Consider the following 13,018-nt stretch of genomic DNA (forward strand, 5'->3'; position numbering starts at 1 on the left):
ATGACCATCACCGCTAACGCGCCCGCAGGCACCCAGCGCAGCGTCCTGGACGCCTTGGAAGCCGAATCGATCCACATCATCCGCGAAGTGCTCGCCGAATTCGACAAGCCCGGACTGCTGTTCTCCGGCGGCAAGGACTCCGTAGTCGTCCTGCACCTGCTGGCCAAGGCCGTCTCCCCGGGCCGCGTGCCCATCCCCGTCGTGCACATCGATACCGGCCACAACTTCGCCGAGGTGCTCAACTTCCGCGACGCGGTCGTGGAAAAGTACGGGCTGAACCTCGTCGTCGGCTCCGTGCAGGAGTACATCGACCGCGGAGAGCTGGCCGAGCTGCCCGACGGCACCCGCAACCGCCTGCAGACCCGGGTCCTGCTGGACACCATCGAATCCAACGGCTTCGACGTGGTCTTCGGCGGGGCGCGCCGCGATGAGGACAAGGCCCGCGCCAAGGAGCGCATCCTGTCCCTGCGCGACGAGTTCGGCGTCTGGGATCCGCGCAACCAGCGCCCGGAAATCTGGAGCCTGTACAACGGGCGGCACGAGCCGGATTGGCATGTGCGCGCCTTCCCGATCTCCAACTGGACCGAACGCGATATCTGGGCCTACATCCAGCGCGAGAACATCGAGCTGCCGCCGATCTACTTCGCGCACTGCCGCCAGGTCTTCGAACGCGACGGCATGTGGCGGGCACTGACCAGCGTCAGCCAGCCCAACGCCGATGAGCCGGTCGTCGTCAAGCAGGTGCGCTACCGCACCGTGGGCGACGCCAGCTGCACCGGGGCGGTGCTCTCCGCCGCCGACACCGTGGCGAAGGTGCTCGATGAATTGGCCGTCGCCACCATCACCGAACGCGGAGCCACCCGCGCCGACGACCGTATTTCCGCCGCGGGAATGGAAGACCGCAAGACCGAAGGGTACTTCTAAGATGACCACCACACTATTGCGCATCGCTACCGCCGGTTCGGTCGACGACGGCAAGTCCACTCTCGTGGGCCGCCTGCTCCATGACGCCAAGGCCATCCTCGCCGACTCGCTCGATGACCTGGCCCGTACCAGCGCCGAACGCGGCTTCGGCGGCAGCGCCGGAACCCTGGACCTCGCGCTGGTCACCGACGGGCTGCGCGCCGAACGCGAGCAGGGCATCACCATCGACGTGGCCTACCGCTACTTCTCCACCGACAAGCGGTCCTTCATCTTGGCCGATTGCCCCGGACACGTGCAGTACACCCGCAACACCGTCACCGGCGCGTCGACCGCAGACGCGGCGATCGTGCTGGTTGACGCGAGGCACGGCGTGCTGGAGCAGACCCGGCGCCACCTTGGCGTGCTCGCCTTGCTGCGGGTTCCGCAACTGGTCATCGCCGTGAACAAGATGGACCTGATCGACTGGGACGAAGCGGCCTTCAGCCAGATCGAGGCCGAAGTACTCGCGCTCGCCGGAGAACTCGGCCTGAAGTCAACCACCGTCATCCCGGTCTCCGCGCTTCAGGGAGATAACATCGTCGATCCTTCGGCTTCCGCGCACTGGTATGCCGGCCCGACCTTGCTCGGGCTGCTCGAGGACATCGAGCCACGGCTCGGCGGGGGCACTGCCCGTCTGGATGTCCAGTACGTGATCCGCCCGCAGGGCGCCTTGGCTCCAGGCCTGGACCCGGACGCGTACCGCGACTACCGCGGATATGCCGGAACCCTGGTTGACGGCAGCTTGGCCGTGGGGGAGTCCGTGCAGGTGCTCTCCAACGGCCAGCCGGTGAGCAGCCGGATCAAGGCCATCAGCACCCCTGCTGGTACCGCGCACCGCGCCCAGGCCGGCGAAGCCATCGTTGTCGAGCTGGAGACCGACTTGGATATTGCCCGCGGCGACACCATCGTCGCCGGCGAACTGCCAACCGCGCACAGGGAGTTCCAGGCGAACATCTGCGTATTGGATCCAGTGAAGCTCACTAGCGGCCAACGGCTGTTGATCAAGCACGGTACCAAGGTCGCCGCAGCCAAGCTGTCAACCATCGACTACGTCATCAACGTGGCCGACTATTCGCAGCAGCCCGCCCACTCCTTGGAGCTCAACGACCTGGGCCGGATCACCTTGCGCAGCCAGGCAGCGTTGGCCATCGAGCAGTACGCCACCTCGCGCACTGGCGGAAGCTTCCTGCTAATCGATCCAGCTACGGGGCGCACCCTTGCGGCGGGGATCATCGAGGAAAATAATGAAGCAGCCTGATGTTGGCCAGCCAACAGGAAACCAAGGGCGGGTCCGGCTGACGGCTCATGGGCAGAAGACCGGCTTCCGAGGACGCTTCCTCGGGCTGGCGGCGGTCGGAGCATTGAGCGCAGTTGCTGTGGCGACGACGTTTCTTCCGGGACCAAATGAAGTACCAGCGCAGGCGGCACATCACGGCCCGGCAGATGAGCTGAAGATTGGCTATTTCGCCAACCTCACCCATGCTCCGGCCTTGATCGCCCAGTCCGAAGGTCTTCTCCAAGATCACCTTGAAGAAGACGGTACCAGTGTCCAAAGCCAGATATTCAACGCGGGACCGGCAGCTGTAGAAGCCTTGAACTCGGGGGCCATCGACGCCGCATATCTGGGGCCAAACCCGGCGTTGAACAGCTACCTGTCCAGCGATGGCGAGTCGTTGAACGTGGTGTCCGGCGTCGCCTACGGCGGAGCCAGCCTGGTTGTCGACAAGAAGATCACTAAGCCCGAGGAACTGGCCGGCAGCAATCTGGCCAGCCCGCAATTCGGCGGAACCCAGGATGTTGCCTTGCGCAGCTACCTGAAGGGCCTGGGCTTGAAACAGGACGCCACAGTGACCCCGAGCTCCAATGGAACCGTCGCACAGCTTTTCGGCCGCGGTGAAATTGACGGTGCTTGGCTCCCGGAGCCCTACGCTTCATTGCTAGTCGAGAAGAACGGGGGACACCGCTTGGTGAATGAAGCCGAGCTCTGGCCCGACGGCAAGTTCCCGACAACGGTTCTGGTGGTCTCCAAGGAATTCATGGCTAGCCATCCGCAAACCGTGCAGAAGCTGGTCGATGCAAATACCCAAGCCATCGATTGGCTCAATCATGCGGACGAAAAACAGAAGTTGGCGGCAGTGCAGAAAGCTTTGGTCGAAGCCAACGGAAGTTCCTTTGACGAATCAGTGATCGCTGAAGCCTTGAAGCAGGTGCACTTCAGCGAGGACCCCCTGCCTGAAACCTACCAGTCACTCGTGGACCACGCATTAGCCGTAGGAGTGGGGTCTGGCGGTAACGCAGACGGACTCGTGGATACGCGTTTTCTTGAACAGCAGGAGAAGTAATGGGAGTACGGCTGAATGAAGTTTCCCTGAGCTATCCAGGCACTGGCTTGGTCATAGATCGCCTCAGTGCAGAAATTGAAGACGGAGAGTTTATCGCTGTCTTGGGGGCCTCAGGCTGCGGCAAGTCGTCCTTGCTCAACATGATCGCTGGGCTACTGGCGCCAAGCTCCGGCTGGCTTGAAGTACCTGAAGACGGCGCGGCATTCATGTTCCAGGATGCCAACCTCCTGCCGTGGCTGACTGCCAGCGAGAACGTTGACCTGGCGCTCAAGCTCGCGGGGAAGCCAGCTCCGGAACGCCAGCAACGCGTGGAGAAACTGCTCAACCTCGTTCAGCTGGGGCATGCAAGCGGCAAGAAGCCGCATGAACTTTCTGGCGGCATGCGCCAACGCGTCGCTTTGGCCAGGGCTTTGGCTCAGGACCGCCAGGTTCTGTTGATGGATGAGCCATTTGCCGCCCTGGACGCCATCACGCGTGACATGCTCCATGAGCAGTTGCGGGCCTTGTGGAGGCAAACGGGCAAGACCATCATCTTCGTCACCCACAATGTGCGTGAGGCGATTCGCCTCTCCGGCCGCATTCTGGTGCTTTCTTCGCACCCCGGGCGCATCCTGGAGACTCGCCGGATCACCGGCGAACTCCGCAATAACCCGGCCGAGGCCGCCGCATTGGCCGATGAACTAACCACGATTCTCAGAAAGGAGCAGCGGAAACATGAGCTCACTGACAGAATCTCGAACTAGGTTCAAACCCGTGCGCGTTATCAAGCTACGCCCGAACAACCAGCTCGATTCATGGGTTGCCCCCTTGCTCACTGTGGTTGTGCTTCTGAGCCTGTGGCAAATTATTTCCTGGGCAAGCCCACTGCGCGAAGACCTTTTTCCCGGTCCACTGGCTGTCGCGGCTAAGCTTCCGCAACTGCTGGCAGATGGATCATTGGTTGCGGCCGTGGGCAATTCGTTGTTCCGCGCCGTGAGCGGATTTGCGATTGCCGTGATTATTTCCACCCCGCTGGCGTTGCTGCTGGCGCATCAGCCGCTGTTGCGCAAGGGGGTGGGGCCACTGGTATCGGCCATGCAGGTATTGCCCTCTATTGCGTGGGTTCCCGCAGCCATCATTCTTTTTGGCCTGAGCGATGCGACCATCTACACGGTTCTGCTGCTCGGCGCGATTCCATCCATCATCAATGGCCTGCTCGCCGGGATCGACATGATTCCAGCGCAGTACAAGTCCTTGTCCAAGGTGCTCGGTGCCTCCAAATGGGAGCATGTGCTGCACGTTGAGCTGCCAGCTGCCATGCCAGGGTATGTAGCCGGACTGCGTCAGGGCTGGGCTTTCGCTTGGCGTTCGTTGATGGCTGCCGAATTGATTGCCGTGGGCGGTTCGCTGGCCCTAGGCGTCGGTTCACTGCTGCAACGGGGCCGCGATCTGGCAGACCTGCCATTGGTCATGCTGGTGATCTTGACCATCCTGCTGGTGGGTGTGCTGATCGAATTGGTATTTTTCGCTCCGATTGAACGCAAGCTGTTGCGCGATCGAGGAATGACCCGAACGGGAGAAAACAATGGCTAAAGGGCATATCACCCTGATTGGCGGTGGACCGGGGGATCCCGAGCTGATTACCATCGCCGGCTATAAGGCCCTGCTTGCCGCGGAAGTGGTTTTGGCCGACAAGCTGGGACCTACCGCGTTGCTGGCAGAACTTTCCGATGATGTGGTTGTCATCGATGTGGGCAAGTCACCAGGCTGCCACGTCAAAACCCAGGATGAAACCAATGAATTACTGGTCAAGTACGCTTCAGAAGGTAAGCGGGTAGTTCGCCTCAAAGGTGGCGACCCGTTTGTACTTGGACGCGGCGGCGAAGAACTGCTCCACGCCGCGAAATACGGGATCCCTACGCGTGTGATTCCCGGCATTACCAGTGCAGTCTCCGTGCCCATGGCCGCTGGCATTCCCGTCACGCACCGGGGAATTGCGGCCGGTTTTACCGTAGTCAGTGGACACAGCGAACTCGCGGACGTGCCGATCCGCTCCGATCACACCCTTGCGGTGCTGATGGGAGTATCGAATTTGCCACAAATTGTTGAGACATTGCTTACCCGTGGTTTACCGTCAAGTACACCGATTGCGATAGTTGAGCGAGGTTACTCACAGACGCAGCGCACAACTATCGGTACGCTAGAAGGGATAGTAAAGCGCGCCCGCAAGGCCGCAGTGGCGAATCCGGCCGTTATCGTTATTGGTGACGTCGTTCGGCTAGCCCCGGAAGCCTCCGACCAACTGGTAGACCTCCTGCCGCTAGAGAATGCCGATGCCACCGCGCCGGCCTCATTCGTTGACTAAGAAAGAGAAGTTGTTTGATGAGTGAAATTATCGTCCCTGAGCACCTCCATTCCCGGGCGCTGCGTGTTGCCATCGTTGGTGCCGGTCCGGCCGGCATCTACGCCGCTGACCTGCTCAACAAGAGCCAGCCGGTCGCATCGGGAGAACTGAAGCTGCACGTTGATCTCTTTGACGAGCTTCCTACGCCATTCGGTCTGATCCGTTACGGAGTTTCCCCGGATCACCCGCGTATCAAGGGCATCATCAACGCCCTGCACAAGGTGCTGGACAACGACTGGATCGACTTCTACGGCAACGTCGGCTTGGGCCGCGACATCTCGCTGGAAGACCTGCATACCCGTTACGACGCAGTGATCATCTCCACCGGCGCCCAGAAGGACGCTGACCTGAACATCCCAGGTGTCGATCTTGAAGGGTCCTTCGGCGGCGCCGACTTCGTGTCCTGGTATGACGCACACCCAGATGTTGACAAGAATTGGGACCTGTCCGCCAAGGAAGTTGCTGTCATCGGCAACGGCAACGTTGCCCTGGACGTGGCCCGCATCCTTTCCAAGCATGCTGACCAGCTGCTGGAAACCGAAATCCCTGAGCACATCTACGAGCAGCTGAATGACTCGGCCGTCACCGACGTGCATGTCTTCGGCCGCCGTGGCCCGGCCCAGGTGAAGTTCACCCCGCTGGAACTGCGCGAACTCTCGCACTCCAAGGACGTTGACATCGTCCTGTATCCAGAGGACTTCGAGTTCGACAAGGCTTCGGATGAAGCCATGAAGACCAATAACCAGACCAAGACCATGGTCTCCACCCTGACCAACTGGCTGATCGAGCAGGAAGAGCGCGAAGAAGCTCCAAGCGCCTCGCGCCGCCTGCACCTGCACTTCCTGCAGTCGCCAGTCGAGGTATTGGGCGAAGATGGCAAGGTCACCGGCTTGAAGGTGGAGCGCAACGAGCTCGACGGAAATGGCGGCGCACGCGGCACCGGCGAATTCGTCGAGTACCCGCTGCAGGCCATCTACCGTGCCGTCGGCTACTTCGGTTCGGCAGTCGACGACATTGAATACGACGGGGCCAAGGGCGTTTTGCCCAACGTGGAAGGCCGCGTGCTGAACGCGTCCGGCGCTCACGTTCCCGGCCTGTATGCCACTGGCTGGATCAAGCGTGGCCCGATTGGGCTGATTGGCCACACTAAGGGCGACGCCCTGGAGACCATTACCCACTTGCTTGAAGACCTCACTAAGCTGGCGCAGCCGGATTCTTCCCAGAAGATCTCGGAACTGCTCGAAAGCCGCGGCGTGAACTTCTCCAACTGGGATGGCTGGAAGAACTTGGACGCGCACGAGAAGGAACTGGGCGCCACAGCCGGCACCGTTTCGACTCGCTTCGGCGAGATCACTCGCGACCGCGTCAAGGTCGTAGAGCGCGAAGCGATGATGGAATTCTCTTCGGCAAAAAAATTGGTTGAGAGCCTGTAAGTTTCACCCCGGGCTCTAGCACTGAATGGGCGGTGTCCCTCGGCAAATTTGCCGAGGGACACCGCCCATTAGTGTTATCAGAAGTGCATTCAGGAACTCTATCGATCAGTGGATAAGCTGGGCTTCATCACGGATCTGGAGGGACATGCCATCTTGGGCAGAAATTTAATTTTCAACTAAATATGCTCATTTTGTCTCTCGCTTGATGCAGAATGGCCTTAACGGAGCAAAGATTATTTGAGTGTATGGAGCATTCGATGTTGAACTTCACTGCCATTGATTTCGAAACTGCGAATTCCTTTCGAGGGTCACCATGTTCAGTGGGACTTGTACGCGTCCGCGATGGACGGACCGTGGAGGAACGTCATTGGTTAATTAAGCCACCAAAAGGTGCCGATCACTTCGACCCGTGGAATGTCTCAATCCACGGAATCACCTCTGACATGGTTCAAGACGCGCCTCGCTGGAACGAAGTTCTACCACGCATCGTAGATTTTGTTAGAGGCGATATTCTCGTCTCGCACAATGCTGCATTCGATACGGGCGTTATCCGTTATGCCTGTGCAGCTGACACCATTGAATGCCCGGAATTCAACTTCTTGTGCACATTGGTGACTGCCCGAAGGGCCTTGCAACTTCCTTCATATCGGCTTCCTTACGTCGTCGAAGCGCTGGGATTGTCGATGAAGAATCATCACGACGCGTTGGCTGATGCCAGAGCAGTGGTAAATATTATCGACAGGCTTTCAGAGCAGCATGCGGCCGCTGACCTTCAAGAATTAGCCGACACTGTTGGCGTCCGACTAGGGTACATGGCTCCCGGGATTTACCGGGGAGGGCAAGCTCGTGCCAAATCAACATCTAAGCCATTGACCGATGTCGAGATTAATACCGAAGCGGATCCGGACGGATATCTATACGGACGTGTCGTGGTCTTTACTGGGGGACTGAAATCGATGCCGCGTGAAGTAGCCAGGCAAGAATGCGCCCGTCTTGGTGCGATTCCCGAAGCAAACACAACTAAACGAACCAACGTTTTAGTCATCGGCGATATTGATCCGACAGTTCTCCGTCCTGGATCCGAACTGACAGGAAAAGCTCGCAAGGCGTTCGAACTTCAAGATAGAGGGCAATCGATAGAAGTCATGACAGAAGATGATTTCTTACGGTGTCTCGATGGAACTCAACTTGATGGTGTCGAAGTCCTGCTTCCTAATTCCTCAACGGGGTCGTAGAAATAAAATATCGTAGCGTTGCAATGAATGGATACCGTGGATCGCACGGGTAACGAGGCATCTGCGAATAGTTGTAGAGATGGCCCAGCGCATTACGCTCTGGGCCGCCTCTATACGTTCTACGCGCGATGGGCTAGCCGGCCAGCTCAACCTTTTGGGTTGGCTTCTGGGCGCCGACACTGCGGCGCAGCATGATGAACAGCAAGATCATGCCTGCGGTGATCGACATGTGGCCAAGACCCGCGATGCCCGAGATCATCTTGGATGACTCAACGCCTAGTACGGTCATGATGCCGTGGGTGAGCTGCATGCCCGCGGTTAGGATCACGCCCGCGTTGTAGGTGCCCATGAACCACGCGAAGAGCTTGCGGTGCTGGCTCAGGCCGAAGGCCTTTTCCAGAAGGAGCACCAGCAGCAAGATGATGAAGCCCAGCACCAGCAGGTGGGTGTGGACTACGGAGAGCTGGGTCCACTGGCCTTCAGCGAAGCCGTTCATCTTGGTGAATTCACGGTAGAAAAGACCGGAAGCTACACCGAGGACCATGTAGGCGAAGGAGAAATTCACGAGCTTACGCATTGATTTTGTTTTCTTTCTGAACGGTTGGTTCTGCAGTTGCTTCTGCAGCGGAGGAAGTTGTGCCGAAGAGTGGATGCTTGCCTGAGTCCAGGACTGCGAACAGCGCCGGGAGCAGCAGGGTGCGAACGACGAAGGTGTCCAGCAGGACGCCGAGTCCGACGATCAGGCCGAGCTGGCCTAATACCGTGAGCGGCAGTGTTGCCAGTGCCGCGAAGACACCTGCCAGCACGAGCCCGGCACTGGTGATCACCGAACCGGTGCGGCTTGCGGCCAGTACCACTGCGTCGCCCAGCGCCAGCACCTGCGAGTCTTGGCGAACTCGCTGGGTCAAGAAGATGGTGTAGTCCACGCCCAAGGCGACCAAGAAGACGAAGGCCAGCAGCGGCACCTGGACATCCAAGGCGTTGGCCTCGAAGACCACCGAGGAAACCAGGGAACCCAAGCCGACGGCGGCGGCCGCGCTGAGCAAATTCACCAGACCCAAGGCAAGTGCGGTTCGCCAGGAACGGGTCAGCCAGCCGAGCATCACGAAGCAGATGACCATGATCAGCGGGGCAATCACGAACAGGTCGCGCAGGTGCATCTGGTGCGAATCAAGCTGTTCGGCGCTCTGCCCGCCAATGAGCACCTGCCCGGTGCTGCCGGTTGCCGCAGCACCGCGCAGGTCCGCTACCAGGTCCTGTGCCATGGCCGAGCTGGGATCGACAGCCGAGATGACAGAGAACTGCTGCCATGGCGTGGTGCCGAGCTGGAAGGATTCGCCAACACGCTTGACGTTTTCGACTCCGGAGAATTCATCTCGCAGGACCTGGACATCGGTTCCCTGCGCCAACACGGTGATCGGCTGGGTTTCACCTGCGGGGAAGTGCTCAGCCAGGGTCTGCATGGCACTGGAAGACTCGGTGGCGGTACGGAACTGCTGGGTCTGGTCCAGGCCGATACGCGTACCGGTCAACGCTCCAGCCAGCACCATGAGCAAGACCGCCAATGCTGCCAAGTTCAGGCCCGGACGGGTCATCACAGCACGAGCAGCACGTCCGAAGAAGTTTTCTTTCTTGCTTTCCTGTCCCGGACGGGGGACCAGCGGCCAGAACGCCTTGCGCCCGGCAAAGGCCAGGATCGGTGGCAGCGCAAAGAGCACGAAGAACGCAGCGATCAGCAAGCCAGCGGCGCAGACGATGCCCAGCCCGCGGGTATCTTCCATGACGGCCAGTCCCAAGGTCAGCAGGGCCAGCACTACGGTGAGGTTGGAGGTCAGAATCGCTTCGAAGCTGGCCGCCCACGCCTTGGACAGCGCCTGGCGGTGATCAGCATTCTTCTGCAGTTCATCGCGGTAACGGAAGATCAGCAGCAAGGCGTAGTTGGTACCGGCGCCGAAGACCAGCACGCTGAGCACGCCGGAGTCGAAGTGCAGATTGAAGGCGTTGCCCAGCAGGTTCGCCACCAGGGAGGCGCTGCGATCGGCGAGGGCAACAACGACCAGCGGGATCAGCCAGAGTACCGGCGAACGGTAGGTGAGGATCAGCAAGACTGCCACGATGCCCACCGTGACGGCCATCAGGGTGAAGTCCGCCCCGGCGAAGGCATTGGTGATATCTACTGCGAAGGCGGTAGAACCAGTGACCTGCACGGCCAGCCTCTGAATGGGATGGGCCTGGATCCAGTTGCGGACCTCATCCAGCTTCTGGCGGTCGGCCGTATCGGAGACCGTATCCCAGGTGAGCGGAACCATGGCTGCCTGCTGGTCTTCGCTGGCCATGGTGCGGCCGGCGGACACCTCCGCGTCGTGGGCTAGCGCCGCGGTCTGCTCATCAAGGGCAGCGGTGTCGGCATTGCTCAACGCATGGCCATCGGTGCGGTTGGCCACCAGCAAAGCCGAGCTCTGGGAATCGCTGGTGTTGGCATCCAGGATTTCGGCGACCTGTGCCGATTCGGAGCCTTCGACCAGGGAGCTGGCCGCACGGGTTGGGGCTTGGATGCTGCTCAGCGCACCAAAGAGAACGAGAACTACTGCAAAGATGCCGGCGGCCCAAATGCGGGCTCCGCGGCGGTTGGTCAGCGAATCGCCGATCCGGGGGATAACTGGAACTTTCATAGTTCCAGTTAACGAGATTTCGCAGGTCAGGCCATCGTGGAAAGGGGTGAATAAAACTTCAACCGAAAGGTTGAGATGCACCCCGGCGTGTCACCGGGATTCTGTTGATCAGCTACAGCAGTCCGTGGTCTTTGGCCTTGTTGATCGCGTCGGTACGCGTGGTTGCTTGGAGCTTGTCGAAAATGTGGACCAGGTGGGTTTTGACCGTCGCCTCCGAGACGAACAGGGCCTTGGCGATCTGCTTGTTGCCGGCACCGGTAGACAGTTGGGCCAATACGTCCTTTTCGCGCTTGGTGAGCTCGATTTTGGGACGGCGCATGCCCTCGACAACGCGCTGGGTCATCTCCGGGGCCAGGACCATGTGCCCGGCGGAGGCTTGGCGGATGGACTCGACGATGGTCTGGGCACTGACATCCTTGAGCAGGTAGCCGGCAGCTCCAGCTTCGATGCAAGCGAGCAGCTCTGAGTCCTTGTCGAAGGTGGTCAGGATCAGCACATAAGGCGGTTTGGCCAGTTGGCGGATCGCCGCGGTGGTTTGTGCACCGTTCATCCCGGCACCCAAGCGCAAGTCGCAGAGCACCACATCGACGGTGTTGGCCTTGACGAATTCCACCGCTTCCTCGCCGCTGGAAACCTCGCCAATGACAACGATGTCGTCGTAGTTCTCGAACAGCGCGCGCAGGCCGGTCCGCACGATGGGGTGGTCGTCGACCAGCAGGATCCGGATCATGAGTTGTCCTTTGCTAAGCGAAGCGGAAGGTGGGCGCACAGGGCGGTGCCTTCACCGGGTGAGCTCTCGACATCCAAACCGCCGCCGAGTTCGCGCAGGCGCTGGTTCATTGCGGTCAGGCCGAAGCCTCCGGTGTGCGTACTGGTTTGCACGCGACCAGTATTGGGAACGAAGCCGATGCCGTCATCGACAATATCCAAACGTACCTCGTCGCCGCTGGACCCCAGGCTGAGCGCCACCGTGGAGGCCTGGGCATGGCGCAGCACGTTGGACAGGGCGGATTGGGTGGTGCGCAGCAGCGCGATCTGCACATTCGGATCCAAAGTGGGCAGCCCCGGTTCGATATCCAATCGGGTCTCCAACTTCGAATCGGCCTTGAAATTCTCCAAGACGCGGCCCAAGGCTCCGGCGAGCGCCTGGGAATCGAGTTCTGCCGGAGCCAGGGCGGCGATGATGCGACGCAAATCGGTCAGCGCCTGCCCGGAAAGCTCATCGATGCGGCTCAGGGCCGCCGAGGCAGACTCTGGGTCTTTGGAGGCTTCTGCCGCCTTGGCATGCAATCCGATGGAGGAGAGCTGCTGGGCCACGGTGTCGTGGATTTCGCGGGCCAGACGGGTGCGTTCGGTGGCAATGCCAGCCTCATGCTGGGAACGGGCCAATTCTCCTTGCAGGTCTGCCATTTCCTGCTGGGCTCGCACCAGGGAATTCACCAAGGATGTGCGCACTTCGGCATCGCGTTCCATCTGCAGGTATCCGCGGGAGATGCCCCAGGCGAATAGCCCGCCAACCAAGGGGCCGGCAATGGCGGCAATGCTGAGCTCGGCATTGTGCAGGTAAGGAGCGAGCAAAGTAAAGGCGTAGACGACCACTGACCACAATATTGAGGGAAGAAATGGCAGCTGGTGGCCCAGGAGAAGCCAAAGGCTGAAGGCCAACCACATGAATTCAGCGGAAACGAAGAGGCTTGCAATCCAGATCCCTAGCAGCAGCGCCAACCACCACGCGGGCTTGGCGAAGACTCCTTTCTTGGCACGGGAAACGAAGCCGAGGCTGTACCAAGTGGCGAAGAGTACCGAGACGAGGATCGCGGGCAGGACATTTCCTTGCGCTGAAATCTGTCGCAGCAACGCGATGGCAAGCAGGATTGCCGTCACCAGGTGCTGCCCCCAGCGCAGCACCACTGGCGAGGCCAACGAGTGCTGCTGATTCTGGGTGTCCAACCACTGCGGCTCGGAAGTACTCATGAATGCCAGCCTACTA

At 60.1% G+C, this 13,018-nt stretch carries 12 protein-coding genes; 8 read left to right on the plus strand and 4 right to left on the minus strand.

The genetic code is table 11. From position 1 onward, the window contains the following. From cysD to ACP3TE_RS15550, 8 genes are all read left to right on the plus strand, one after another. Positions 1 to 924 (plus strand): sulfate adenylyltransferase subunit CysD, encoded by a 924-nt coding sequence (gene cysD, locus ACP3TE_RS15515; protein WP_105658472.1) that lies wholly within the window; start codon positions 1 to 3, stop codon positions 922 to 924. A gap of 1 nt (position 925) precedes the next feature. Further along, entirely contained in the window at positions 926 to 2,221 is a 1,296-nt protein-coding gene (locus ACP3TE_RS15520; RefSeq protein WP_105658473.1) for a sulfate adenylyltransferase subunit 1, read from the plus strand. After that, the gene (locus tag ACP3TE_RS15525) at positions 2,208 to 3,305 is read left to right on the plus strand and encodes an ABC transporter substrate-binding protein (protein WP_105658474.1); all 1,098 of its coding nucleotides are present in this window, start codon (positions 2,208 to 2,210) and stop codon (positions 3,303 to 3,305) included. The genes ACP3TE_RS15520 and ACP3TE_RS15525 overlap by 14 nt, the downstream gene beginning before the upstream one ends. Beyond that, positions 3,305 to 4,048: an ABC transporter ATP-binding protein gene (locus tag ACP3TE_RS15530; RefSeq protein ID WP_105658475.1), complete on the plus strand. Its 744-nt coding sequence runs from the start codon at positions 3,305 to 3,307 to the stop codon at positions 4,046 to 4,048. Before ACP3TE_RS15525 ends, ACP3TE_RS15530 begins: the two co-directional genes overlap by 1 nt. Beyond that, the gene (locus tag ACP3TE_RS15535) at positions 4,020 to 4,877 is read left to right on the plus strand and encodes an ABC transporter permease (RefSeq protein WP_426734132.1); all 858 of its coding nucleotides are present in this window, start codon (positions 4,020 to 4,022) and stop codon (positions 4,875 to 4,877) included. Before ACP3TE_RS15530 ends, ACP3TE_RS15535 begins: the two co-directional genes overlap by 29 nt. After that, on the plus strand, positions 4,870 to 5,649 hold the full coding sequence (gene cobA, locus ACP3TE_RS15540; protein ID WP_105658477.1) for a uroporphyrinogen-III C-methyltransferase: 780 nt from the start codon (positions 4,870 to 4,872) through the stop codon (positions 5,647 to 5,649). The genes ACP3TE_RS15535 and cobA overlap by 8 nt, the downstream gene beginning before the upstream one ends. A gap of 17 nt (positions 5,650 to 5,666) precedes the next feature. After that, positions 5,667 to 7,121, plus strand: a complete 1,455-nt coding sequence (locus tag ACP3TE_RS15545) for an FAD-dependent oxidoreductase (RefSeq protein WP_105658478.1) — start codon at positions 5,667 to 5,669, stop codon at positions 7,119 to 7,121. 257 nt (positions 7,122 to 7,378) lie between these two features. Then, positions 7,379 to 8,356, plus strand: a complete 978-nt coding sequence (locus ACP3TE_RS15550; protein WP_426734134.1) for an exonuclease domain-containing protein — start codon at positions 7,379 to 7,381, stop codon at positions 8,354 to 8,356. 133 nt (positions 8,357 to 8,489) lie between these two features. Here the strand turns inward: ACP3TE_RS15550 and ACP3TE_RS15555 are convergent, their stop codons facing one another. The 4 genes from ACP3TE_RS15555 to ACP3TE_RS15570 all read right to left on the minus strand — a co-directional run bounded on the left by ACP3TE_RS15555 (position 8,490) and on the right by ACP3TE_RS15570 (position 13,002). Beyond that, positions 8,490 to 8,933, minus strand: coding sequence for a DUF2871 domain-containing protein (locus ACP3TE_RS15555; protein WP_388022208.1), 444 nt, complete (start codon positions 8,931 to 8,933; stop codon positions 8,490 to 8,492). Further along, entirely contained in the window at positions 8,926 to 11,028 is a 2,103-nt protein-coding gene (locus tag ACP3TE_RS15560; protein WP_426734137.1) for an MMPL family transporter, read from the minus strand. Before ACP3TE_RS15560 ends, ACP3TE_RS15555 begins: the two co-directional genes overlap by 8 nt. Positions 11,029 to 11,140: 112 nt before the next feature. Continuing rightward, complete coding sequence (locus ACP3TE_RS15565; protein WP_426734140.1) at positions 11,141 to 11,758, minus strand: response regulator; 618 nt, start codon at positions 11,756 to 11,758, stop codon at positions 11,141 to 11,143. Then, complete coding sequence (locus tag ACP3TE_RS15570) at positions 11,755 to 13,002, minus strand: sensor histidine kinase (RefSeq protein WP_105658483.1); 1,248 nt, start codon at positions 13,000 to 13,002, stop codon at positions 11,755 to 11,757. The genes ACP3TE_RS15565 and ACP3TE_RS15570 overlap by 4 nt, the downstream gene beginning before the upstream one ends. Between the last annotated feature and the right edge of the window lie 16 nt (positions 13,003 to 13,018).

Origin of the sequence: Glutamicibacter sp. 2E12 (assembly GCF_050030965.1) — a bacterium.
In the GTDB taxonomy this organism is placed as follows: Bacteria; Actinomycetota; Actinomycetes; order Actinomycetales; family Micrococcaceae; genus Glutamicibacter.